Source organism: Enterococcus sp. DIV1224 (genome assembly GCF_050555455.1).
GTDB classification, from domain to species: Bacteria; Bacillota; Bacilli; order Lactobacillales; family Enterococcaceae; genus Enterococcus_B; species Enterococcus_B lactis.
Window position 1 is genome coordinate 1,817,196 of the sequence record NZ_CP187859.1, and the last position, 25,000, is coordinate 1,842,195.

Annotated in this window: 23 protein-coding genes; 1 reads left to right on the forward strand and 22 read right to left on the reverse strand. The window is 35.0% G+C overall.

What is annotated here, in order from left to right; genetic code table 11:
- Positions 1–26: 26 nt before the first annotated feature.
- The 7 genes from IGK53_RS08870 to mltG form a co-directional block, all read right to left on the reverse strand.
- Positions 27–320 carry a HesB/YadR/YfhF family protein gene (locus IGK53_RS08870; protein WP_002329051.1) on the reverse strand — a complete coding sequence of 98 codons (294 nt, stop codon included), beginning with the start codon at positions 318–320 and terminating at the stop codon, positions 27–29.
- A 16-nt stretch (positions 321–336) separates the two neighbouring features.
- Positions 337–1,002, reverse strand: a complete 666-nt coding sequence (locus tag IGK53_RS08875; protein WP_002292869.1) for a potassium channel family protein — start codon at positions 1,000–1,002, stop codon at positions 337–339.
- 139 nt (positions 1,003–1,141) lie between these two features.
- On the reverse strand, positions 1,142–1,774 hold the full coding sequence (locus IGK53_RS08880) for a response regulator transcription factor (RefSeq protein ID WP_002289153.1): 633 nt from the start codon (positions 1,772–1,774) through the stop codon (positions 1,142–1,144).
- 6 nt (positions 1,775–1,780) lie between these two features.
- A complete protein-coding gene (gene liaS, locus IGK53_RS08885) occupies positions 1,781–2,848 on the reverse strand; it encodes a two-component system sensor histidine kinase LiaS (RefSeq protein WP_002329050.1) in 1,068 nt (355 codons plus the stop codon).
- Complete coding sequence (gene liaF / locus IGK53_RS08890; RefSeq protein ID WP_002327152.1) at positions 2,845–3,576, reverse strand: cell wall-active antibiotics response protein LiaF; 732 nt, start codon at positions 3,574–3,576, stop codon at positions 2,845–2,847. Before liaF ends, liaS begins: the two co-directional genes overlap by 4 nt.
- A 168-nt stretch (positions 3,577–3,744) precedes the next feature.
- A complete protein-coding gene (greA, locus tag IGK53_RS08895) occupies positions 3,745–4,224 on the reverse strand; it encodes a transcription elongation factor GreA (RefSeq protein ID WP_002289156.1) in 480 nt (159 codons plus the stop codon).
- 135 nt (positions 4,225–4,359) lie between these two features.
- A complete protein-coding gene (gene mltG, locus IGK53_RS08900) occupies positions 4,360–5,535 on the reverse strand; it encodes an endolytic transglycosylase MltG (protein ID WP_002329049.1) in 1,176 nt (391 codons plus the stop codon).
- Positions 5,536–5,699: 164 nt separating this feature from the next.
- Here mltG and IGK53_RS08905 point away from each other — a divergent pair, with 164 nt between their 5' ends.
- The gene (locus IGK53_RS08905; RefSeq protein ID WP_002329048.1) at positions 5,700–6,860 is read left to right on the forward strand and encodes a serine hydrolase domain-containing protein; all 1,161 of its coding nucleotides are present in this window, start codon (positions 5,700–5,702) and stop codon (positions 6,858–6,860) included.
- Positions 6,861–6,898: 38 nt separating this feature from the next.
- Here IGK53_RS08905 and IGK53_RS08910 read toward each other — a convergent pair whose 3' ends face one another.
- The 15 genes from IGK53_RS08910 to IGK53_RS08980 form a co-directional block, all read right to left on the reverse strand.
- Complete coding sequence (locus tag IGK53_RS08910) at positions 6,899–7,846, reverse strand: NAD-dependent epimerase/dehydratase family protein (RefSeq protein WP_002329047.1); 948 nt, start codon at positions 7,844–7,846, stop codon at positions 6,899–6,901.
- 51 nt (positions 7,847–7,897) lie between these two features.
- Positions 7,898–9,328: a lipopolysaccharide biosynthesis protein gene (locus tag IGK53_RS08915; protein ID WP_025478856.1), complete on the reverse strand. Its 1,431-nt coding sequence runs from the start codon at positions 9,326–9,328 to the stop codon at positions 7,898–7,900.
- Positions 9,329–9,361: 33 nt separating this feature from the next.
- Positions 9,362–10,297 (reverse strand): hypothetical protein, encoded by a 936-nt coding sequence (locus tag IGK53_RS08920; RefSeq protein WP_002329045.1) that lies wholly within the window; start codon positions 10,295–10,297, stop codon positions 9,362–9,364.
- A 46-nt stretch (positions 10,298–10,343) separates the two neighbouring features.
- Positions 10,344–11,168 carry a LicD family protein gene (locus tag IGK53_RS08925; protein ID WP_002314199.1) on the reverse strand — a complete coding sequence of 275 codons (825 nt, stop codon included), beginning with the start codon at positions 11,166–11,168 and terminating at the stop codon, positions 10,344–10,346.
- Positions 11,168–12,559, reverse strand: a complete 1,392-nt coding sequence (locus IGK53_RS08930) for an O-antigen ligase family protein (RefSeq protein ID WP_002329043.1) — start codon at positions 12,557–12,559, stop codon at positions 11,168–11,170. The genes IGK53_RS08925 and IGK53_RS08930 overlap by 1 nt, the downstream gene beginning before the upstream one ends.
- A gap of 11 nt (positions 12,560–12,570) precedes the next feature.
- Entirely contained in the window at positions 12,571–13,548 is a 978-nt protein-coding gene (locus IGK53_RS08935) for a glycosyltransferase family 2 protein (RefSeq protein ID WP_002329042.1), read from the reverse strand.
- Positions 13,541–14,608: an NAD-dependent epimerase/dehydratase family protein gene (locus tag IGK53_RS08940; RefSeq protein ID WP_025478855.1), complete on the reverse strand. Its 1,068-nt coding sequence runs from the start codon at positions 14,606–14,608 to the stop codon at positions 13,541–13,543. Before IGK53_RS08940 ends, IGK53_RS08935 begins: the two co-directional genes overlap by 8 nt.
- Positions 14,609–14,615: 7 nt before the next feature.
- Entirely contained in the window at positions 14,616–15,317 is a 702-nt protein-coding gene (locus IGK53_RS08945) for an IspD/TarI family cytidylyltransferase (RefSeq protein ID WP_002310302.1), read from the reverse strand.
- A complete protein-coding gene (locus IGK53_RS08950) occupies positions 15,314–16,186 on the reverse strand; it encodes a LicD family protein (RefSeq protein WP_002329040.1) in 873 nt (290 codons plus the stop codon). Before IGK53_RS08950 ends, IGK53_RS08945 begins: the two co-directional genes overlap by 4 nt.
- A gap of 179 nt (positions 16,187–16,365) precedes the next feature.
- A complete protein-coding gene (locus IGK53_RS08955) occupies positions 16,366–17,406 on the reverse strand; it encodes a glycosyltransferase family 2 protein (protein ID WP_002329039.1) in 1,041 nt (346 codons plus the stop codon).
- 19 nt (positions 17,407–17,425) lie between these two features.
- A complete protein-coding gene (locus IGK53_RS08960) occupies positions 17,426–18,817 on the reverse strand; it encodes a sugar transferase (protein ID WP_002310298.1) in 1,392 nt (463 codons plus the stop codon).
- 191 nt (positions 18,818–19,008) lie between these two features.
- Positions 19,009–21,147 carry a glycosyltransferase family 2 protein gene (locus IGK53_RS08965; RefSeq protein ID WP_002329038.1) on the reverse strand — a complete coding sequence of 713 codons (2,139 nt, stop codon included), beginning with the start codon at positions 21,145–21,147 and terminating at the stop codon, positions 19,009–19,011.
- Between the two features lie 38 nt (positions 21,148–21,185).
- Complete coding sequence (locus tag IGK53_RS08970; RefSeq protein ID WP_002329037.1) at positions 21,186–22,772, reverse strand: class I SAM-dependent methyltransferase; 1,587 nt, start codon at positions 22,770–22,772, stop codon at positions 21,186–21,188.
- The gene (locus tag IGK53_RS08975) at positions 22,762–23,982 is read right to left on the reverse strand and encodes an ABC transporter ATP-binding protein (RefSeq protein ID WP_002289079.1); all 1,221 of its coding nucleotides are present in this window, start codon (positions 23,980–23,982) and stop codon (positions 22,762–22,764) included. Before IGK53_RS08975 ends, IGK53_RS08970 begins: the two co-directional genes overlap by 11 nt.
- Before the next feature lie 11 nt (positions 23,983–23,993).
- Positions 23,994–24,800 (reverse strand): ABC transporter permease, encoded by an 807-nt coding sequence (locus tag IGK53_RS08980; RefSeq protein ID WP_002289081.1) that lies wholly within the window; start codon positions 24,798–24,800, stop codon positions 23,994–23,996.
- Positions 24,801–25,000 lie beyond the last annotated feature (200 nt).

Consider the following 25,000-nt stretch of genomic DNA (forward strand, 5'->3'; position numbering starts at 1 on the left):
TGACAAGTTGTCACACCCTCTTGCTTCTATTGTTTTTTAAAGTGATAGGTTGGTTCTTCTAATTTTGGATCATAATCAACAAGTAAATCATATCCTTTGAAGAACCATTCATCTGCATCCTCAATAAAAAACAGTGTCCCAGCTATTTCCACTTTCTTGACAGGATGTTCAGGCTGTTCCACTGACATCCCAATCGAAAAACCATCATGAACTTCTGTTTTGCCGTAGACTTTTCCAAAAAAACGTATTCCGTAAGTTTCTGGCAGATCGATTTCTGATTCAAACCATTTTTGTGCTTTTGGTGTTACTGTTAATTCCATCCTAACAACCTGCTTTCTATTGATTCATCTTATCGTCTAAAATATCCACATCGCCTGTCTCACCAATCACTAGTAGATTATCGTTTTCACGAACATATTCATCTGCTGCAGGTGAAGCGATCACCGTTTGATCTACTCTGCGAATTGCAACTACTGTTAAGTCAAAACGTTGTCTGAAATTTAATTCAGATAATGTTTTATTGAAAAATTTAGGATTGGATACTCGGATTTCTGCTAAAGAATATTTATCTGACAACTCTAGGTAATCTAAAATATTCTTTGACACTAAATTATGCGCAATCCGTATTCCCATGTCTCGTTCAGGATGGACGACGCGATCAGCTCCGATCTTTTCAAGTACTCTGGCATGATACTCATTTTGGGCTTTTGCTAAAATATTTGGTACGCCCATTTCCTTTACCATCAGAGTAACTAAGATACTGGCTTGAATATCTTCTCCAATAGCGACAATTACATGATCGAAATTTCTTATGCCTAATGATCGAAGTGTCATTTCATCCTGTGCATTTGCCACAACAGCATGAGTGGCTATATTCATATATTCATTGACCCGATCTTCATTACTATCAATAGCCAGTACTTCTTGACCAGCTTCGATCAGTGTTCGGCAGATACTTCCGCCAAATCGTCCAAGACCTACAATTGCAAAATTTTGTTTCACCGTTTTCCTCCTTTAGTATCTTCTTTTCTCAGTATAACAAAGCCTTTACAAAAACAAAAGCAAGCATCATTATTGTAAAAAAGCCAAGAAAAATAATAGTTATTTTCTCAGCTTTTGATTATCCTCTTTATCATCGTTTTTATTTCACCAAACCATGTTTGAATGCATAGATAGCGGCTTGTGTACGGTCTTCCACTTCTAGCTTAGCCAATATATTGGAAACATGTGTTTTTACTGTTTTCAGTGTAATAAACAATTCGTCCGCTATTTCCTGATTACTTTTCCCTTCAGAAATCAGCATTAAAATTTCATTTTCCCGATTCGTTAGTTCTTCATGTAATACAGGCTCATTTCGCCGACTCATTTTTTCCATCATTTTTGTTGTCACTTCTGGTTCTAGTACTCGCTCGCCGCGTTGCGTTGCCCTTATAGCATCAGCAATTTCATGTGCGGTAGAAGTCTTCAACAAATACCCTGCTGCGCCTGCTTCAATGGCAGGATAAACTTTTTCGTCATCAATAAAACTGGTTACGATAATGATTTTAGCTTCTGGCCAATCTTTTAAGATTGCTTTTGTTGATTCGATACCATCCATTTCTTCCATGACTAAGTCCATTAAAATGACGTCCGGTCGAAGTGTCATCGCCTTCTCATAGCCTTGTCGTCCATTTTCAGCTTCTCCAATTACTTCAATGTCTTCTTGGATAGATAAATAAGAAGAGACGCCTAAGCGCACCATTTCATGGTCATCTACTAATAAAACTTTTATCATCCTTATCTATGCCTCCTTCATCAAAGGGACCTTGATTTCTACACTTGTACCTTGCCCTTTAAAACTAATGATTTTTACTGTTCCACCAATACCAGCTACTCGTTCTTTGATATTGTTCAATCCATAACTTCCCGTTTTCGTTTCATTCATATTAAACCCTGTTCCATCGTCAATAATACGTAATAAAAGATTATTGTCTATTTTATGCAAATATACCTCTAATTCATTGGCTTTGGCATGTCTTAATGTATTTGATAACAATTCTTGAACGATTCGGAACAAGTGATCCTCAATGGAGCTAGATAGTTTTACATCTTCTACATCCCATTTCAGCGAAATCTGAATTTTATTTTGCAATTCCTTCAATAACTGCTCGATACCTTGCTTTAAACTTTTCTCTTCTAAATTGACTGGACGCAGATGAAGAAGCAGCGCACGCATCTCAGACTGGGAAGCGTTGATGATCTCTGCTACCATTTTCAACTGCTTGCGGTACATTTCTGGTGTCTCGCTTTTTTCTGCTTGCTCCGTCAATGCCGACATCATCATCATTGCTGCAAATAATTGTTGCGAAACTGAATCATGCAGCTCACGGGCTAATCGATGTCTTTCTAATTCTAAAATTTCTTCTTTGGTTTGTCCATCTACATATTGGGGACGGCTCGTTACAATTTGTAATTCACTAGATACTTCAATCATTTTTTCTTTTATTTTAGTGATTTCCTTATCAATATCTTTGATGTATAAATCGTCCGATGCACTTGGGATCGGAAGAAGCAACAATTTGGATTCATAATTGCCAGAAGAGAGTGCACGCAGCTTTTCTTCGATTTTCCCGTATTTTGTCTTTTGAATAAGTGATAATAATAGAAAGACGATTAATCCTACACCTAAGGAAATAGCTAACAAATGGAAGATAAGCGGAACATATAATAAACGTGCACGCAGTAATTCTCCCCACCAATGACTTTGATTACTGGCATAAAAATAAGTGAAAAGTGAAAATAGAATAATAAGGAAAGCCGCAATCCCCGAATAAACAGCTAGCATCGCTCTGGATATTTTTCCCATCATATTCGTATCACCTCGACATCTCCAATCAAGGTATTAGTAATAATCTTCAGTCTACGAGGGTTTTCATCATAATCACTGCTATAGATTTTGATTTGTTCATTTTTCAAAGAAAATTGCTCTTCTTCAAACAAGACATTTCCTACTAATGTCGCATGCTCTAATCGGATGGCTACGCCCAAAGGTACTAAGATCCGTGTTCTGCCTATCCCTTTTCTTACAATCACAATATTATCATCTTTTGGCAAAAGCGTATTGCCCAAATCTATGATAGTATCACCAGAAATGACGGCGATGTTGATATCGTCCCATTCATAGACGTCGTTTCCAATACGTTGGTTACCGAATAATTGCTGTCTTTTCCGCTCATTATTATGTGTTTTTAATTGCTCTGTTTGGACCATCATGATCTGTTTCTTTCGCCAAAAAGCATTTTTGGTTAAATCTATCCCTGAAATCTCTACACCTTTTAGTCCAATAAATAAAACGGCAAATACAGCCATCATCCATAAAGCAGGACTGTTGACTAAGCTAAAAAAAATGACCAAACTTCCTAATATCAATTGAAAATTTTGAAATTTAGTACGAGGATGTTTGCGCATAGCTAGATATATATTGAAAATACCGAATATCACTAAAAGCAAAAGTCCAGTATTGTTTACGATTTGCCAAACAGCAAATAACAGCAGTAGTGCTTCAACTACCACAAAAAAACGCCAAGAACTATTCATCGCTCTTTCTCCCTCCTGACACATTCTCATTTCATCATACCTATTTTTTTAACTGTTGGCTATAGGACTTTAGATGTAAGATCGTTTGTTGAAATCTGAAATACACAAAGAGAAAAAGATCTAGAGTGTATCATCAGTAAGATGAACTCTCTAGATCTTTCAGTCAGACTACGCTTGTTCTACTTTGACGATTTTAACTAACATATCGCCACCTGGAGTAGCAATAGTTACTTCATCATTTTTACGTTTGCCAATCAATGCTTGCGCAATAGGAGAATCATTGGAAATTTTGCCAGAAAACGGATCTGCTTCAGCACTTCCGACAATCGTGTACTCTTCTTCTTCTCCATCTGGTAGTTCGATGAATGTAACTGTTTTACCAATTGATACCTCATCTGCATCTACACCGTCGTTATCGATGATTTGAGCAAAACGAATCATATTTTCAATTGTTGTGATTCTTCCTTCAACAAATGCTTGTTCATCTTTCGCTGATTCATATTCAGAGTTTTCGGAAAGATCTCCGAAACCGCGGGCAATTTTGATTCGTTCAATGATTTCCCCGCGTTTGACTGTTTTTAGTTCTTCTAATTCTTTTTCTAATTTTTCTTTACCTTCTAGAGTCATTGGATAAACTTTCTCTACCATGTGTAACGTCTCCTTTTTTCGATAAAATACCGCAAAAGGTAATCTTTTGAGGAATATAGTCCAAAAAAGATTACCACGCTTTTCTTCAAATGTAAATGTTTTTCTAAAAATGATCAATGTCTAGAGCCTGTTTTTCTAAGAATTATTTACATATTTTTCCACTAATTCCATATGTTCTTCATAAGTTTTAGCGAAATAAACATTTCCAGTGCTCGTATCTGCTACGAAATAATAATAGTCATTTTCTGCTGGTTCTAATACTGCCTTGATTGCCTCTTCGCTTGGATTGTCAAAAGGTCCAGGTCCATAGCCGGTATTGGTATACAAATTATATGGTGAATCTACAGATGTATCTTCATACGTCACTAATTCTTTGTGTTCACCTAATGCGTATAAAACAGAGATATCTGACTGAAGTGGCATATTTGCTTTGATTCGGTTAAAGAAGACTTGTGCAATGTTTTTACGATCATTTTCTTTTACGCCTTCTTTTTCAACTAGAGAAGCTAGAGTTAAAACTTCTTGTACAGTCAAATTTTTCTGCTTGATAGCTGAATAATAGTTTTGCATGACCGTATTCGTCTTGTTCACCATTTCAATCACTAGATCCTTAAGCGAAGTACTCGTGTAATAATCATATGTGGCTGGGAATAAGTAACCTTCCAAACGGTATTTTGTGTTCTCAGCTTTAGATGCACTTTCCAACAGTTCTGGGAATTTTTGGTGCAACTCGTTAAAGAAAGTCTCATCATTCACTAAATCTAAAAATTCTTTCTTGTCTTTACCAGTTACCTTCGCTACCCGTTCAGCAATCTGATCGATATCGTACCCTTCTGGAATGGCAATTTTCCCATCTGCAACTTTTGTTGGCTCAGAAGTACCACCTTCTTGCAACTGTTTGCCAATCTCGTCAAGAGTCATATTAGGCGCTAACTGATAATAGCCAGCTTGAAAGCCAGTTAAATTTTTAAATTTTGTATAATAATTGAAAACAATCCCGCTTTTAATAATATTGTCCTTCTCCAAAATCTCACCAATCTGCTTGTTAGAAGAGCCACTTGGGATCTCCACTTGGACTAATTGGTCATCTGATTTATCTAAAGGCTTCAACCCGCTATCTACATAACGATACACGGTAAATCCAAGAAATCCGCCAATAATTAATAATGTAAGAGCAATCACTAAAATGATCTTCCTCACAATCTTATCTTCTTTTTTACGCAGATTTCTCCGCTTGTCGATTATATCTGCTGTAGCTGCCTTACTGGCTTCTTTTTTATCTTTACTTGGGTGTTGTTTGTTTCCTGACAAAACAACTCCTCCTTACTATCATCTTCGTAACTCTGTTTATTATACATGAAATTTCTACTGCCGTGAATTATTTTACCAAATATTATGTCAAAATTGTAAGTGGCAAATACTCTTTTTGAGGATTACAATGAAAAATAGTTAAAAATGGATAGAAAGGAATTAACATGTCAAAAGGAAAACATCGAAAAAAACAAAAAATTTCTATTTCTTTTCTTGTAATTTTATTATTGTCTGTCTGCTTCTTTTCAACAGGTATCATTATAGGAGGTCAATTAACAAAAATACCTCAGTCCCAAACTTATAAAGCGGAGCCAACACAACTTACTTCCAATTTAACGCCCGATGAGCAGATGCTTGCTAGCAAAATTGATCAATTACTACAAAAATCAGATTATATCGGTTCGATTTATGTACGCAAAAATAATCGCGTACTATTAGAAAAAGGATATGGATATGCAAATCTGCGCGTAAAAGAATCGAATTCACCTTCTATTTACTATCAAATCGGTTCGATTCAAAAAGCAATGACTGCTTTACTGATACTAAAACAAATCCAAGCTGGTAAGTTAACTTTTGACACAAAGTTAGCAGAATTTTATCCTCAGATTCCTGGAAGTCAGCAAATCACAATCAAAAATATGCTTTATATGCGCTCTGGTCTTCATCGAACTGCTTCTCCCGACAAACCTATGTCGGATAGTGAAATCATTCAGTTCGCCCTTCATCATTTGAAACTTACTGATTATGATACGTATCATTATGAACCATTGAATTATACATTGCTTACAGGGATATTGATCAAACTAACGAATCAGCCTTATGAAACTCTTCTAAAAAAAGAAATCATTCGTCCTCTCCATCTAGAACATACAGATTTTTATGACAATGTAAAAAATTCGCCTCAACATGCTGTATCTTACCAGATGTCTGCAACTGACGATTATTCAAAAGCATTGATCGAGCCTGAAACCGACATCCGAAATGAATTAGGTACAGGAAACATAAGTATGTCTGTTTATGACTTGAACAAATTCTTTACCAGTGTTCTTTCTGGCGGTATCATACCAAAAGAACTACTTTTCTCATTGTGGCAAAATAATGGTGATAAACATCCTTACAGCGGCGGTGTTTACAGTGGAAACGATTATATCCTTGCTCAGGGGAATATCAATCGATTCCATGCAGTAGTGGCGATGAAAAAAGACACTAAAGATGCCATCGTTATGGAAAGTAATATCCAATCAGATAAAAACATCAAATTGCCGGCCACTGATTTAAGAAATCAGATTTATGAACTGATGGAAGGTGTTAATTTAAAAAGCTAAGTCGAAACAAAAAAACCAGCATCTTGCTGGTTTTTGTTTTAGTTGATTTCTGACTTTAAATACCGTTCCATTCCACTCAATATATCAAATTTAGGCTGATAGCCTAAAGAACGAATTTTTGAAATATCCGCTAAGGAATCACGAATATCCCCTGAACGCTCCGCTTCATATTTAAGCGCTAGCTCTGTTCCTAAGATTTGATCAATTGAATGGATCAATTCAAGTAGCGTAGTGCTTTTTCCTGTACCGACATTGAATTGCTGTCCTAAAGCTTTTTCTTCCTTGGCAACAAGTAAAAGTGCTTGTATAACATCTTCTATATAAACAAAGTCTCTAGACTGACTCCCATCGCCAAATAAAGTAAATTCCGCTTTTTCTCCTGCCAATTGTTTTTTGTAACGATCCACTAGAATCGAAATGACTCCGCTATATGGAGAGTTCGGATTTTGATTTGGGCCATAAACGTTAAAAAATCGGACAGCACTAGTCGGAACATCATATAAATGACAGTAATCCAAAACATATTGTTCTGCTGCAAATTTATCGATAGCATATGGTGTTAATGGACGGATGACTGATTCTTCTTTTTTTGGCAGTGTTGGTTCATCACCATAAACTGCAGCTGAGGAACTAAATACTAATCGTTTTAAATTAGATTGATATTTTCGTGCTAATTCAAGCAATAAAAGCGCACTGTCAAAATTTACACGATGTGTTTCTACAGGCCGTTCTACAGAATCTGCCACACTAGCTACAGCAGCTAGATGAAAAATATAGGCAAACTGATATTCTTTCATGATTCTTTCCATCAATTGAGGATCTGATACATCCCCCTCAATGAAAGTCACTTGTTTCTCCATATCCAAGTTTTCTTTTTTTCCCATTGATAAATCGTCGACTACTACGATTTTGTTTTCTTTTCCCAAATAATTCGCTAGCGTTGAACCGATAAAACCAGCTCCGCCAGTAACCAATATAGTATCCAAAAGTTTCACTCCAATTGCACATATTTATTTTCTATTAACTTAAATATCAAACTAATTATCGGCTTTCATTAGATGCCAAAATTCTTTGGCACTTTTTACCAAATTTTTTCTAATAATAAATATATATACTAAGAAACTAATTAAATAAACAACCATACTTAAGAACCCACCGTCGAATACTATGTTACCAATAATAAACAAGATTGTTAATACGGTTTCTAATATAATTTTACTTCCTACTTTTACATCTAAGTATTTGCATAAGAAAAATTCTGCAAGATTACATCTTAATGCTAAACTAAATAAAATTAGTCCTACTGCAAGCATTATATTTCCAACTAAGAAAATAATAACTATAGCAAACAACAATGTTAATGATAAAGTAAGTATATTTACAAACAAAATTGTTTTTTCCTTACGTATTGTTTTTAAATAGGTATTTATCAATAAAGACATTCTTCCCTCGTAAATAACAATAGGAAATAGAATTCCCATATATTGAAGACTATCAGCATATTCTGGTAACCACATGCTTAAAATATATCTAGCTGGAACATAAAAAATTAAAAAACTATACGTAATTGGTACAAACAAATCTCTTATTGTTTTAAATAACCATGGAAGTTTCTCTTTATTCGAACGACGTAGCAGTGGAAACATTACTATACCTATTGCATTAATAAACGTCAAAAACATATTAGAGATACTCAAAGTAAAAGATAGTTTACCGAAAATTTCAATTGTCCATCTTTGTTCTACAAAAAAACGAATTGAACCAATAATAAGCATACCTGCAATACTTGATAACATCAATTTACTACCAATATTGATATTATCAACAATTTCTCTTAAAATAGATTTAAATTTAAGTATATTTCTTTGCCAAACCATATCAGAAATTTGCATCATTCCCCATAAAGTGATGATTAGTTTTGAAATGATATCTAATATAATCAGCCAAAAAAAGTTTCGTCCGCCTATAAAAAAGTACATTCCTATCATTATTACATATAAATATCTGTCGCCACGAGATAATTGAGCATACTCTTTTATTCTATTTGTTGATTGTAATACATATAATATAAATGTTTTCATTATCGTAATAACAGAAACTACTGCTGTTAAAGTCAAAATCATTTTCTTATACGATGGAGGCATGAAGAACTGACTAAAGATAATAACACCTACAGATAATAGGGTCTCAAAAAGGCATAAATACCAAAACTGCGAGCCTAGATTATCTTTATCTAGATTTTCATATTCTTCACCGCCAATTTTTAAATAGATACCATCTATCCATCCTAAATGCAAAAAACCAACATAAGAAGAATAAAACACATACAGTTGCCAGTAACTATATTCCCTTACTCCAAGCAATTTAGGCACAAATAAATTCAATAGTACGGAAATAGCTAAAGTTATGAAATTTGCTCCAACCGTATAATATAAGTTACGAAAAACCATTTTTGCCTTCGTGTTCAAGTTTTATCACATCATCTTTCTAAAAAACTATAATCATTTATCTGAATCAAATCGTATAAAGTTGTTGATCCAATTCTTTAGAGTGTATTTTTCTAATATTTTATCTGGTACCGGAATATATGGGGTATTTAAAAATTGTTTTAGTTCAGATAAAGGTCGTTCTGTTAGTAAAAAACAATTCTGCTCATTATAGAAATCCTGATATTTTACCATATTATTATTGGTTATTAGTTTTACTCCCAAAAAAATCGACTCAATAGGTCTAAGAGACAGTCCTGTTTGATTTTCTTGAACAATATCTAATATCGCTTTCGAATTTCCTTCATAGTTGATTACCTCTTGATAACTTAACGGCTTTTCATATTGATAAGTTGAAGAAGAATTTCGACTAGAATCTACAATATAGATCATTGAATCTATACCTACTTCTTTGAAAAAAGTTTGAAGTTCTGTTAAATAAGTTAATCGTCCTTTATCTATTCCTATAAAGCACAATTCAGACTTATATTTTTTCTCATGTGAAACGACTTTTAAGCTACTCGTATCAATAAATTGATTATTATAATTTAAGTAAAACTGTTCAACGTCTTTTTTATCAAATGACCAGATTTCGCAATTTAGTCCATCAAAGAAGTCAATAGGTGTATCTACTGAAACAGGATTACTATACCAAATAATAATACGAACATGTGGATAATATTTATTTACGTACTTGATAACTGATTTTGAAAAAAAATGTGAATTTAGTATTAGTAATTCTATCCCATTTAATCTTTTTTTCCAGTCACCATATGCTATTCTGGAAAAAGTAGTATTAATATATCTGTCAAGATGATTTAAACATTTGACAAACATATTTCTTTTTTTAAAATAACTGTTTACGTCTATTCCAAGTTCAATTGCGTCTGTTGAATAAAGGACAGATTTTTTATCTAGGGTAATAATCATTATCTTATTATAGTCTATCATTCTTATTCATCCTTACTTCGATTACAAATTAATTTAATTCATATAGTTACTTTTCATAAAATTTATAGGGATGATGTGAAATTCTTTCTTCTTTTGGCGGGAGTTTCATATAGTCCCCGTATCTCAGTTCCAAAAACTTTTTCCGATCTCTAATTGCTTTAAATTTATGCCCCTCAAATTCTACGTCCTCATAATGCTCAAACCATTCTATCGGAAAAACTCCCCATACTTCATTAATAAATTCCATGTACCCACAGTACTTCGTCTGTTCAATCGGATACTTACGCACTAATTCTTCATATTTATTTTTCCAGAATGAGTAATTTCCTTTTTTCAACAGTCGACGGTACTTAGGATAATAAATCACCCTTTTAACCATTGCTTTAACTTTTGATCTGGATATAGCGTACGAATGGTTTAATGTAAACATCATGTTTGCACGATAGAGTTCACATAAATCGCCAAATTGTTTTCGTTCTTCTGGATTTTCTGGAAATCCATCAAAGGGGAAAATATCTACAAAGACTCCTAAATCAGGATCTTCACTACTATAATATTGCTTCGTTACCGCTTTTGTATTAGGATCAACTAATTTTGCGTAACAATATCTATAATTATCTCTCGTTTCAAAACTTAATAATTTATACGAATCATCATTTTTAAGAAGTTGGATTAATCGTTCATAATTAGGTCTGGTCAAAATAATATCCAAATCATCATCCCAAGGAATATAACCCTGATGTCGCTCTGAACCAATTAAACTTCCATAAAATAATGAATACTCAATCTGATTTTCTCTACAAATTTGGTCTATATAAACAAGGATTTCTACGCTTATACGTTGGATATCTTTAATCTTTAATTCTCTCATTATTCTGATATACCTCCCTTACCTACCACAGGATGTTTTTTTGATATATATCCCAAATATAGCCAAAAGATGAGGCTTCCTAATTTATTTACTAATACTAATTCTGTTAAAAACATAGCAGAAATCAAAATTGCAAGTACTACCATGGTATTTAACACATACGAATCGTAGTCTTTTATAGTACGCATAAATAGTTGTCGCAATGTATTCCAAATCTTAATTCCAAGAAATACAAGTAGCGGTATAGTCCCTAACAGCCCTGTTGTTGCTAATAAATAGAAAATAAAATTATGGGAAGTTTGTTTTTTTGTTGCAATGAACGTATTCGGTAATTCTTTTTGAGCATAATTAACTAAATTACGAGGTGAACTCCCGACAAGCGGACTACTTTGAAAAATCTCAAACGAACTTTTCCATAAAGCAAAACGATTATTAGACACATCGTCCTTATTTACAACATCATCCCGTTTTAAACTGATAGAATTCTGATCTTTATCTGGATTTTCAGACTTTCTAGGAACATATCTTGCTGTTATATTGATCAATTTAGGGGCAGCATATTTCCCTGCTTCAGCAATTCCTAAAACAGCTCCAGTTCCAATAACCCCACAGATTACTGCCAATAATAATTTAGAAGCAATCGTCTTCCCAAATCGGTTATAGACAATAAAGAAGATAGCAAAATAAGCACACAATACCAAAGCAATCTCTGCTGTTCTTGATCCAGACAAAATGATGTAAGCAAATTGAAGAAGGATCGTAACTATGCTATAAATTTTTGCCATTTTGTTTTTATTCGTCATTAATAGCTTTACAGCAAGAAAAATAACTGCTACAGAAGTTGCACCGGCAAAATTAGGATCAGAAAAAATACCATACAAACGGTTTTCGACAAATCCTGCTCTAAAGCCATTATAAAATTTATCAAAAGGTGCTACGTAAGAATAGTGCGTAAAGAACATTCCTAAAGAAATGATAACCAAAGTATTCCAAATACCTATAATTAATTTTTCGAATTTTGTAAGAAATTCAGAATCAATACTATCTCTTCCAATACGATAAACAACAAATAAATAAATAACCTGCCAAATGACTAGTTTAATGTTTTCAATTATCCCACTAGGTCCATTAAAGAACGTAGAACACAAAATAGCTAATATAAATCCTAATAAAAGATAATCTGTTTTATAAATTTTTACGTCCTTAGATAACGCATCAATTATTAAAATGGCAAAGGCCCATACAGTTATCAACGAAAATAATGCTGTATCGATTTTTGAAGGCAAAAGACTATAAAAATTAATTAACCGAATGGTCAATGCGACTCCAAAGACAACTATAAAAATTTTTTTGCTTTTATCAGAAAAAACCTTTATTTTTTTTACATCCATTTTCCACTCACCTAACTATGCTTACTTTTATGCTTCTCTTCTTCCAATATGGAAAGCTTTTTATATAAATTTAAATTTATTTTTAATGCTGTCGCCGCTATTTTTCTATTTCTAGTAAAATATTGATTCTTTAAAATGAACAAATAATTATCCCTTAAAAATCTTACTATTTCTTTGGTTCCTTTATAGCTACATTCACTATTACTAATCACAATCTTATCTAAAACGATAAAATGTGCCCAACAAGTTCTAGTATGTGCCACTGGTAATAATTTTGGATAGCGTTCTTTAATCCAAATTTCATTCTCTTTCCAAACATTGATTGTATCAAGATCTTTCTCCCCAAAACCACTACTTGAAATGCTGTTTTCCCGATGAAAATAATAATACTTCTGCTGAGTGTCAATAACTACTTTTTCTGTTTTTTCTAATACAGATAGGATAACAGCAGCATCTTCCGTGATAACACCTTCAGGATAGCGGATAGTATCAAAAATCTCTTTTTTGTATAGTTTATTCCAAGCCTGAACAGAAACAACTTTTGCTTCTAAAATCATTTTCATCGCTTCTATTTTCGATAAAACCATATATTGTGGCATTAAAATTTTAGGCTCCCTACTTGCGTATAAGTCATATACTCCACAAATAGAAAGATCTGCTTGTTCTTTGACAATGTTGTCGTACAAAACTTCATACATATCTTTTTCGATATAATCATCACTGTCAACAAAGCCTAAATATTTCCCTCGTGCCACATCAATCCCGGCATTTCTTGCACTACTTAATCCACCGTTTTTTTTATGGATGACACGGACACGACTGTCTTTTGATGCATATTCATCACATATTTTACCGCTGTTGTCAGGAGAACCGTCATCTACTAATATCACTTCGAAATCAGTAAATGTTTGTGCTAAGATTGAATCTACACATTTTCTTAAATAGGGTTCTACTTTATAAACAGGAACAATAATACTAATCTCACACATTTTGCTTCTCACCTTTAACTAATTCTACGGTATGGACTAAAGAGTCTTTTAGTTCAAAAAGTGGTGTCCAACCTGTCATTTTGATTTTTTCATTATCTAAAATAGCTGTGTTTGCTTTTGAAAAACCTTTTTGTTCAATCTCATCCGGCAATTCAAAAATTACTTGTTTGCCGCTGATATCAGCTAGCTGTTGTGCTAATTCTTTTAGTCGTAAATCAAAGTTTTCTGAAGAAACATTGTACGCCTCTCCTTTTTCTCCTTCAAGCAGTAAATGAAGAATAGCAGAAACAGCATCTCCAACATAAACATACGAAAAATACTGATTTCCTTCACTTTTTAAAACAATATCCTTTTGTTCGACTGCATTTAAAATAAATTGTGAGGATGCTTTCGTATCGGATAAAAGCATCGTCGGACCAAACGTACGGCAAAGCCTTGGAATCACGATGTCGAGGTCGTGTTTTGCGATATAGGCTTGGCATAATGATTCACTGACTCTTTTTCCTTCAGGGTAGCCTGCTCTCAGTGTATTACAATCGATATACCCGCAGTAATCTTCTGTAAATTTTTCTATATCGCCTCGATTTTCGCCATAGATTTCTACTGTTGATAAAAATAATACTCTCTCAGGCTGGGTTGCTACTGCATGTTTCAATACTTGCTCTGTACCTGCAAGATTAGTCATGATCGTACCGATTGGATCAGTTGCGTAAGCCTTAGGATGTGTGTTACTTGCACCGTGTATCAAATAGTCAGCTTGAATTTCTTTTGGTAAGGGCTCTGTGACGTCACCTTCAACAATTTCGAAAGTATCTAAGGCAAGATAACTGGCAAACCTTTTTTCAAGCTTCTGACGGTTTCTGCCCATAGCATATACTTTGATTTTGATGTCTAGTTCTTCATTAGCAGCCATCAACGTATCAATCAAAAAAGAACCGATCATTCCCGAAGCGCCAATCATCAGAACGGATTTGCCATGTAGCTGTTTTATTTTTGGTGTATGATTGATCACTTTTGCCAAATCTTTTTGGTACATTGGTTGTTTAATCAACGTCATCATCTTTCTCCTAGTCTTTCATTTTTAAATATGCTTTGAACAATTCTAGATCATCTGTTGTTGTCAATTTGATATTTTTATCAGAACCAGCAGCAAAATATAAAGTTTCTCCTAAATCTACCATCATGGTATTCGTATAGGAAGAATCAGTCATACCAATGTCTTCTTTCACTGCTCGGTCATATGCTGCCCGTAGTTTTCCGTATTGGTAAGCTTGTGGAGTTGAGACACGCCGCAATGTGTTACGATCGACATACTGTTCCGTCGTTTCTTCTGTTTTCTTGATAAAAATTTGTTCGTTGTAAGGTAGAGAGGTTACACCGTTACCAAATTCTTTACATTTAACGATTACATCTGACAATACCAGTTCGTCTACTAGTGGACGGATACCATCATGGATGATGATCGTATCATCGTCTTCAGAGTAATCTTTCAAAAACTGGACACCATTATTGATTGACTCTTGTCCTTTTGATCCCCCTGTGATGACCCATTGGACTTTGCTAATATTGAATTCTTTGATATACGCCCACATCGTTTCTTCCCAGCCAGATTTACAAACGACTAAAATCCGATCGACCTGTGGATGTTTTTGAAATGATTCTAACGTATAGATAATAATAGGTTTACCTTCAATTGTAATGAACTGTTTTGGGATATCTTGTCCCATACGTTTACCGACACCGCCGGCAATAATAATAGCTGTAATCATTTTTTTTCTGCTCCTTTAGTTAAATAATATTTTCCTTTGTACATTTTGTATGAATGTTCTGGGTCAATATAAACTGCTTCATGGTGAGAAACCTGATCTTTTTCAGGGGGAAGCTGCATATAGTCGCCAAAAACTTGACTTAAATAATGATCATAGCCAATTGGTACTGGCATCTCTGTATCTTCGAATGGTATCCACACAGCAGATTCAAAGTCTTTTGCAGGATAAACATTTCCCATATATCGTGGACCGACACAAAGTTCTGTAACGAAATTCGTCGGGTTATCATTGTATTTGGTCATCTGCTTTTCAGCATATCTCCATATTTTATACTTCGTTTTTGCGGATACGCTATTTAACAATAACTTTCCAGCTAATTCCATTACTTTCCCATGGTTTTGCGGTACTTGCTGACTTCGATAAAGCGCATAGATCATTGCCCATATCTTTTGCTTTTTCCGTTCTGCTTGCTTTTCAGGTGCAGTATCTAACGGAAAAATATCTAATTGGATACCATGAGGGATATCTAAATCTTCCTGATACGTTTTGATAAAGGTCGTTTGGACGTTACGGATAGTTGTAAAGGAGTTCCGATCGTGATTCGTCAGAGTTGGTCTTAATAAAACAAATTTATCTTTTTGTGGGCCGGTTTCCCATAATTCAGCTAAGCGATCATAATCCCTTCTAGGCATGAAAAAATCTAAATCATCATCCCATGGGATAAAACCTTTATGTCGAATTGCTCCGATTGCGCCGCCACCACAAAAATAACACAACAAATCGTGACTTTTACAAAAATCTACAAAGTATTGTGCCATTTCGAGATTTACTTTTTGAATTTTTTTTAATTCAGGATCTGTACTGTACATTATAGTTGCCTCAACCATTCTTTTATTAATCTTCCCTATTTTCTCATAAATAGAGGCGGTTTTCAATCTTATGCAAGTGGTTCTTTCTTTACTGACTGAAAAAGGATAGATAAACAGCTATTTTTTGTTTTTAAAAGGGTTGTGACAAAAGACAGTCACAACCCCTTATTCCGACTTTTTTAATAAACTCTCTTCAACAATGCCATGATGCTTGGCATTTTCACTTCCACAAAGCTGCCGGCTTTCACCGCAGATAATAATAGAGGAGCCGGCAAATTATACAGCCATTTTGTTACTTTTTTCGCGCTGGAATCAGTCAATGCAACCCTTTTAGCTTCTTGGATGGCTGGATCATTCAAGATATGCATAGCTTCTTCTCTTTTTTCTTTAGCATTCCGCTCAGGATTCTCATAAATAGAAAAAATGACAGAGGTTGTTCCTTTTAAAAGAAGAGAAGCCATACCTGGTTTGTCTTTATCACTTGTCACGACATTTGCTAATTCATAAAATTCTTTAAAGGTTTCAAATTTATTCGGTTTATATTGGTTGGTTATCCCTTTTCCACCTTCAAAATGATAGATATACTCGATTCTTGGATTCAATATTACTTGCTGACAATGTTCATAATAGTTCAAATTGAAGATACGGTCTTCACAACTGCTGTAATTTTTGAATAGAATCTGTTTTTCCATCAAGATTTCCCTCTTGTAACATTTGTTCCAAACCACATACATCAACTGCTGATTCATCAGATGATACATATCATCCACGAACTGTTCATGATTTGTATATTGGTATTCTGGAACAAGATAGTCCTTTTCCGAAATGATTTCTTCCCCGCTTAGCGTGCGGAATATAAAAGAACTGATAAGCAGATCTGCTTCAGGATACTGTTCAAATAACTGCTGATAATCTGCCAAAATTTCTTTGACTGGCTCATCGTCTGCATCGAAAAATAATACATATTTCCCTGTAGATTGCTTGATGCCTTCATTTCGAGCAAGTCCAGGTCCTTGATTTTCAGTTGTAAAAAGTTGAAAATGACTATCTCCTTGGATAGCTGACTGAATCAGCTGCTCTGTTTTGTCAGTTGACCCATCATTGACCAAAATCACTTCATATTCTTCAAATGCCAGATTTTTTAAAACTTCTATAGTATGAAAGATCGTGTCTTCGGCATTATAAACTGGAACAATTATACTAAATATCGGATGGCTCATTTCATTTCTTTCCTCCAGCTTAGCGATAAATTTTCTCTTGTGAAAAGTCGATTTCTGCTAATGAACTGATATTTTCATCTTCATCTAGTCCTTGTGAGGACATCTTATCAAATAAGATTTTGATTGTTTGAAGTAAAATCTTTAAATCTAATAGTAAGGAATACTTTTTGATATACAACAAATCAAAACGTAGTTTACTATTATAATCTGATACATATTTTCCGTATACTTGTGCATATCCGGTAATCCCTGCACGTACATTGTGTCTTAAATAATAATAAGGATTTTCTTCATTGAACTGATCAACGAAAAATGGTCTTTCTGGACGTGGTCCGACGATCGACATATCGCCTTTCAATACATTAAAGATTTGAGGTAATTCGTCAAAACGTACTGCACGGATAAATTTGCCTACTGGTGTCACACGTGCATCATTGCTTTTTGCCAAGACTGGTCCTGATTTTGCTTCAGCTGTTGCACTCATGGAACGAAATTTATAGATTGAAAATTCCTTTTGATTTTTCGTAATACGTACTTGTTTATAAATAATTGGTCCAGGTGAAGTTGTTTTTACCAAAATCGCTGTGATTAGCATAAAAGGTGAAGCGAGGATCAATAAAATAAGCGAAACGATGATATCAAAGAGACGTTTGAATAATTCATATTCCGGCTGAATTTTGAAACCGGAAGCTTCAATGATACTTTCATCTTCGAAATTCATGATGTTCGGATTGATCATCGTTAAATTTTCAAAAGTTGTATTTAAAAACAGCTTCTTCTCTTTTTTTGTCACTAATTGATAAATATTGATTTTTTCATCTTCTGGGATTTTTGAAGCCAAGTAGACAATATCGATGTCATCAATCAATTTTTTTGTGTTTTCATAATAATTGTCGATCACTACTGCTTCAACCTTATGTTTGTTGTTTTTCTTAGATTGAAAGTTTTGGATCGCTGGTGCGACATCTTTCTCCAAACCTACGATAAGTACTTTCTTATCACGACTGACTCTTAAGTATAGTTTATAAACGACTATCCGATAAACGCTAAGTAATATCGTGCCAAGTATAAACGAGAGCACGATGACGCCACGCGGAAATGCAAACCAACGTCCAGCAAAAGTAACCACCATGATCCCCAATGCTATCAGCACCTGTCCAATAACAGTAATGAAGACGATATCACTGATCATTCGGTTATAGAATACATAAGCTCCTAACAAAATATTCAACGCAATAAAGATAATGGAAATAAAAATTGCTGAATGCTGAAAGGTCTCTAAGTTTCTTGCTGGGACTTCTCCTTGGAACTTCAGCAAAAAGCTAAGATAGATCGACACATTCAATACAAGTACATCCATGATGATAATGAATATCCTGCGTGCCGCATTCCACTCCCCATTTTTATTCATATATACACTCCTAACCATAAAATAATGCCTCTATCATCTTACCATAGCAAAGTTTAAAAACCTAGTGAATAACCAAATTGTAAAAGAAATTAAAAGAAACTAGAAAAGGCAACTATTGTATGCTTGTATGTGTATTTCTGAATTAAAAGAACTGTATTTTCATCAATAAAAATGAAAATACAGTTCTTTGATCAATCAGGTCTCAACGAAAAATCGCCGATTCCTTCTTTAGTTAGATTATCGTTATAAAATGGGTCATGAGCAATATAAGAAGGCCACTTATCTTGCATTTTTTTGATTTCCCCAGCAAAACGTCTTTGTTTTTCTGGTGTATCTTCATAACCTCTTGATTTAGATTCGAAATGGTACAATTCCGCTTGATGTGCATAGACATTGTAACGACCCAGTTCATAAACTTTCAAGCACAAGTCAACATCGTTGAATGCTACTTCTAATGTTTCATCAAACCCGTTAACAGCATTGAAGTCAGCTGCCTTGACCATCATACAAGCTGCAGTGACTGCTAAGTAATTGACGTCAATGACTAATCGGCCGAAATAACCACAATGTGTTCGATCATAGTTATTCAATGCATGCCCTGCAACACCACCGATTCCTAATAATACTCCTGCATGCTGCGTCGTATCATCTGGATAAAACAATTTTGCTCCTACACAGCCGATTCGATCAAACTGTGCATAAGAAACCATCGCCGTCATCCAATCTGGCTCAATCACTTCTGTATCGTTATTCAAGAATAAAAAGTATTTGCCGTTTGCTTTTTTTGCTGCTAAATTGTTGATTCGAGAATAATTGAATGGAATGTCAATCAATTCTACGATAAAGCGGTCTTTCAGCTGATGCTTGTATTCTGCAAATAATTCTTGCATTTTTGGATCTGTACTTCCATTATCCGCAATAATGATTTCATAATTTGAATAAGATGTTTTTTCGATGATCGAATCTACACAAGTTTTTAGATCTTCATAGCCATTCTTCGTTGGAATGATCACACTGACCAAATCCTCTTGCAAGACGTCATAAGTAATCTCATAAAATCCAGAAATTCTGCCAGGACGTACGCTTCCTTTGATATTCCTTCTAGACAGGGCATCTGTCAGTGCTTTCACTCCGGAGTCATAGATATAACTTTTGGCTTCACCATTACTTGCAGTTGATCCTGGGATCGTCCGCCAATGATACAAGACTCGGTCAATGTGGTAAATATGATCTGCAGGGATTTGTTCTGTCACACGAAGGACCAAATCATAATCTTGAGAACCTTCATAGCCTTTACGGAAACCGCCAAGTTCTTTAACAATGCTTGTTCGATATACGCCTAAGTGAGAGATATAATTATTTCCCATCAATGTATCAGGAGACCAGTCTGCTTTGAAGTGCGGATCAAAGCGATTGCCGTCTGCATCGATTTTATCTTCGTCACTGTAGATCAAATCCAGTTCTGGATGTACATTTAGCACTTTTGCCACTTCATATAATGCAAATGGCGGTAATTCATCATCATTATCTAAGAGTGCTATAAACTCTCCTTCTGCCATTTCCAATGCAGAATTAGTTGCCAGACTGATGTGTCCATTTTCTTGTCGGAAAACGACTTTGATTCTATCATCTTTTGCTTGATAGGATTCCAGACACTTTCGGATAGCTGGATCAGTGGAAGCATCATCACTGATACATAGTTCCCAATGAGCATATGTTTGATCCAGTACCGAATCAATGCATTTTTCGAGCCATTTGATTTCAACGTTATAGACAGGCATAAGTATGGAAATCAATGGGCGGTACGCAAATCCTTGTATTTCTTTCCTTTGCTCTTTCAGATCTGGTTTCTCATGACGACTGATCCATTCTGCATAGTCGATCGATCCTGGCTTCAATTCCAGTTTGACTCGGCGGATCGCTTTTTTTACGCCATGAGTCCTTGCATAATTTATCCCTTTTTTCAGTAATCTTTTTTTTCTTTCCCATGAAGATTCAATGCCGTCATCATAAGGGTATTTACCGTTTAATTTCACAGCTATGCCATTTTGATGTCTCGCTGTTTGGAAGTCTAAGATTGCCTTTCCTCTCATTTTCCCTGATAAACGTACCTTAAAACCGCTTTGGGTCTTAACATCAAGATTATATAAATGATTGATATCCAATCTTACGACATGTGTTGCTTCAGCAATCACATTTTCTTTTTCTACCTTTATCGTAGGGATTTCTTTGGTCACTTCATCAATTGCCCAGCCCACAATAAGCAAATCGCCAGTGGCCCGTTCACGAGTGATTTGATCGATAAATACGGCAATTTCTTTTTTTTGCACGATTCGTTTACTCCTTATCTTTATAAGTTAATCATTATTTACATTTCAATGATCCATGATTGGCCATTTTGAGCCACTGCTTCCACTAAGAATGAACGTTCTTGCTCGCAAAGGATTCGTAATTCAAATCCCGCTTCTGTTCCTTTTGCGAGCTGTTCTGCTTGATTGACTTCTTCTCGTGAAACAGGAATTGCTTCGAAAAATGGCGATTGGTCAGCTGATAACTTATAGGACAATGGCTGGCGATCCGAATTAGCGATTCCCCATCCGATGATTTTTAATATTTTTGTTTCTGCATCCCAGATTTTCTCGTCAATACATATAGAAAGCTCTTTTTCTTGGATTTTTTTCGATGTTTCTTTCTTACGTCGTCCTAGTCTATGTTTGATTGTCCATTCATCACTTTCCAACAATGTGCAATAGCGATTTGTGGTTGTTTTTAACATATGATTTAGTCTTGTATTTTCCTCAAGAAGATGATGATTTTCTCTTTCTAATTCATCATTTTTCTCAGAAAGCTGCTTTGTGACTTCAGCCATGGGACGAATCGTTTCCAACAATTCTTTCATTGTTGGTGTCAATTCCCCGATAAAGCGATAGTGACAATGGATCGTCACTTCTTTCCCAGAAATATCCGTTAGAACGAACTCTGGTAATTCTTTCCCATCAAACAAATAACAATCATTTACTGTTTTGACTACAGCATTCGAATCGATAAATGTGAGTTTTTCTCCAGCAGCTTCTGCGCTGAATTCGATAAAGCTAGGTTGCTGTGCGAAGCGAAACACCATTCTTTCTGTTGCTTCTGACACGGGGAAACTTAGTGTCTCATTTTCCCCTGTGAAATTATTGAATGGTATTTGTTGGATTGTTTCATCTTGTTTCGTTTGCTGGGTTACTTCTAACACTTTTACATAATTAGAGTTTTGTGGCTGTGCAATGGAACTTTGTGCTACTGGATGTTTCATCAATGAGAAAAAGTATTGGTAGACTTCACCAAATGGTCGCATTTTGAAATCATAGCGTACAGCTTCCGGCAATTCTTCATAAGTTGATTTTAATTCTGTATCACCTACAGCTAAGTACAAATAATCTTCAATATTAATGAATAATCCCGCTTTTTCAAAAACTTTTTGGAAGCCATCATGAGTATAAAAAGAATTATGGGTTTCATCTAGGAGACCATAAGAAGCCCACGGCAATTGGTTATTGAACAAATCGATCATGACAGAATTATGCGCCAAGTTAGGGAATGTAATCAGGATCTCTCCTTCTTCATTCAAAAATTCTCTGACTTTCTTCAATGTTTTTCCAGGATCTACCAAATGTTCTAAAACATCCGCAAACAAGACGTAATCAAATGTCTGTCCAGCATAATAGTTTGCCCACTCAAAACTTTCGATATCACCATAAAATCCATCTTGAGCAAATTCGCTGACAAAATCGAACAATTCCTTATCTAACTCAACAATGCTCACTTCACATTGTTTTGCACCGATTAAATGTTTCGTTAATCGGCCGTTTCCGGGACCAAACTCTAAAACTTTACTTCCTGGTTTGATCTGTGCGGCAATTTTTCCCACACTGCTTTGTTCATCTAGGTCCATTTCAAAATCATATTTCATTGCTATGAGTCCCTTCTTCCCATTTATGGTCTAAGACCACGATGCCTTCTCCGATATAAGAACCGCTGACAAACAAATTCATGTACTTTGTCTTATATACCAAAGGAACCGTTGCATTTTCTTCAAAGACCGCAACGTCAAAATAATATTCACCAGCTAACAAACCTAACTTTTCATACTCCAGATAAAAGATATTCTCTCCTTTTTTCCAAGGAATCTTGATACCATCTAGTAGAGTATTGAGTCCGCACACATAAAAATTGTCGACTGTTCGTAGCGCAATTCCTAAAACCGGATTTTTGATTGTATCATCTTTTACTTCATAAGTTACTTTAACGTATAGTTTTTCTCCTTGTTCCAGCATATCCACCGGATTTTTGTCTTTATCCAACAATTCCGCTTTCGTCACGTCGACGATATCTGGAGCGGCGAACCGTTCTACTTGGTTTTTATTCCGATCCACTGTTTTAACTGATTTTTTCTTTAAAAAGTTTTCATAATTCGTCGTTACTTCCATCGTATCGCCATATTCGACGACTTCTCCGTTTTTCAACCAATAGGAACGATCACAAAAACGGCGAATCGAACTGATATCATGAGAAACGAATAAAATCGTCTTTCCCGAGTTCTTGATTTCTGTAAATTTTTCCATACATTTTAGTTGAAATTCAAGGTCTCCTACTGCCAATGCTTCATCTACAATCAAAATATCAGGATTCACATTGATTGCTACAGCAAAAGCTAGACGAACGAACATCCCACTTGAATAAGTTTTTACAGGTTGATAAATATGGTCGCCGATGTCAGCAAATTCAATGATATCATCGACCATTTCATCGACTTCTTCTCTTGAAAAGCCTAGTACCATCCCATTTAAATAGATATTTTCATAGCCAGAATACTCAGGATTAAATCCTGAACCTAGTTCTAGCAAAGCAGAGATTTTCCCTTCGATTTCCATCGTACCGGATGTTGGTGTCAGTACCCCTGTAATGATTTTCAACATCGTAGATTTTCCGGATCCGTTTTCTCCAACGAAACCGATCATCTCACCTTTTTTTATTTCTACATTCACGTTTTTCAACGCATAAAACACATCATGATAGGATTTCTTAAAAGGATTAAGAGCTTCACGAAATCGATCCGACGGTTTTGCGTACATATTATAAGATTTTGTGATATCTTTTAGTCTAATTGCATATTCTGTCATAGCTATTCTCCTTACAGCACATCTGAAAAATGTGGTTTCAATCTACGGAACACTGCAGAGCCGATTACGAACATTACTAATGTGAACACCCAGAAATACAAAGTATATGTTCCATGCTCCCAGAACCAAGCTTCACTTAAAAACGACTCACGATAGCCTTGAACAACATAGTACAGCGGATTTAATTTCAATATGCTTACAAGACCTGAGTCAAACTGGTTCGGGCTCCATAATATCGGCAACGTCCACATGATCAACTGCAAGACGATCGTAATCAATTGCATGATGTCTGGTAAAAATGGTTGGATGGATGCTGTCAGCCAAGTCAATCCTGTCAAGAAAGCACACATGCAAAATAGATAGTAAATCAGCTGTAAAGACATGGCTGAAGGATATATACCATTTATAAGCGCAACAGCTATGCCAATCAGAATGAAAAATAAATGGGTGTACAAATTGGATAGGATTTTCGTCGTGGGCAAGATACGAATATTGAATACGACTTTCTTTACTAAATAAGTATATTCCCGAAAAACAACCGTAGTTGATGCAAAGGCATCAGAGAAGAAGAACCAAGGAATCATCCCGGTAACTAAATATACGATAAATGGGTATTTTGCATCGATCATTTGTGCTTTCAATCCAACGCCAAATACCAGCCAATAAATCAATACAGTAAATAACGGATTGATAAACGCCCATAAGATCCCTAAAAACGATCCTGCATATCTTGATTTGAAGTCATTGATCGAAAACTGTAGCAGTAATTTTCTGTTCTGATAAATGTCCTTCATAAATAAATACAAATCTTTAAACATTTGTGTTCCTCCAAGCGATTTCAGTGAATTACAGTCAAGTGCCATTTTACCATATTTTTGGTACCGAGCTGCGTTCTTATTTATTTCTTAATTTTCTATGATACAAGATTTTCTCTAACGTTTCTATTTTACAGAAGATGCTAGACAATTGCAATAAATCAAAAAAGGCTGTGACGGTTGTCACAGCCTCTCTCGTATTT

Excerpts from the sequence above, each read along its gene's own strand:
- IGK53_RS08935 (WP_002329042.1), bottom strand. The coding sequence starts at position 13,548 with ATGTGTGAGATTAGTATTATTGTTCCTGTTTATAAAGTAGAACCCTAT.
- IGK53_RS08940 (WP_025478855.1), bottom strand. The coding sequence starts at position 14,608 with ATGATGACGTTGATTAAACAACCAATGTACCAAAAAGATTTGGCAAAA.
- IGK53_RS08975 (WP_002289079.1), bottom strand. The coding sequence starts at position 23,982 with ATGACAGAATATGCAATTAGACTAAAAGATATCACAAAATCTTATAAT.
- liaF (WP_002327152.1), bottom strand. The coding sequence starts at position 3,576 with ATGAATAGTTCTTGGCGTTTTTTTGTGGTAGTTGAAGCACTACTGCTG.
- IGK53_RS08955 (WP_002329039.1), bottom strand. The coding sequence starts at position 17,406 with ATGAGCCATCCGATATTTAGTATAATTGTTCCAGTTTATAATGCCGAA.
- IGK53_RS08880 (WP_002289153.1), bottom strand. The coding sequence starts at position 1,774 with ATGATAAAAGTTTTATTAGTAGATGACCATGAAATGGTGCGCTTAGGC.
- IGK53_RS08950 (WP_002329040.1), bottom strand. The coding sequence starts at position 16,186 with ATGTACAGTACAGATCCTGAATTAAAAAAAATTCAAAAAGTAAATCTC.
- greA (WP_002289156.1), bottom strand. The coding sequence starts at position 4,224 with ATGGTAGAGAAAGTTTATCCAATGACTCTAGAAGGTAAAGAAAAATTA.
- IGK53_RS08945 (WP_002310302.1), bottom strand. The coding sequence starts at position 15,317 with ATGATTACAGCTATTATTATTGCCGGCGGTGTCGGTAAACGTATGGGA.
- IGK53_RS08930 (WP_002329043.1), bottom strand. The coding sequence starts at position 12,559 with ATGGATGTAAAAAAAATAAAGGTTTTTTCTGATAAAAGCAAAAAAATT.
- IGK53_RS08980 (WP_002289081.1), bottom strand. The coding sequence starts at position 24,800 with ATGTTTAAAGATTTGTATTTATTTATGAAGGACATTTATCAGAACAGA.
- IGK53_RS08870 (WP_002329051.1), bottom strand. The coding sequence starts at position 320 with ATGGAATTAACAGTAACACCAAAAGCACAAAAATGGTTTGAATCAGAA.
- IGK53_RS08920 (WP_002329045.1), bottom strand. The coding sequence starts at position 10,297 with ATGATAGACTATAATAAGATAATGATTATTACCCTAGATAAAAAATCT.
- IGK53_RS08905 (WP_002329048.1), top strand. The coding sequence starts at position 5,700 with ATGTCAAAAGGAAAACATCGAAAAAAACAAAAAATTTCTATTTCTTTT.
- liaS (WP_002329050.1), bottom strand. The coding sequence starts at position 2,848 with ATGATGGGAAAAATATCCAGAGCGATGCTAGCTGTTTATTCGGGGATT.
- IGK53_RS08970 (WP_002329037.1), bottom strand. The coding sequence starts at position 22,772 with ATGAAATATGATTTTGAAATGGACCTAGATGAACAAAGCAGTGTGGGA.
- IGK53_RS08925 (WP_002314199.1), bottom strand. The coding sequence starts at position 11,168 with ATGAGAGAATTAAAGATTAAAGATATCCAACGTATAAGCGTAGAAATC.
- IGK53_RS08960 (WP_002310298.1), bottom strand. The coding sequence starts at position 18,817 with ATGAATAAAAATGGGGAGTGGAATGCGGCACGCAGGATATTCATTATC.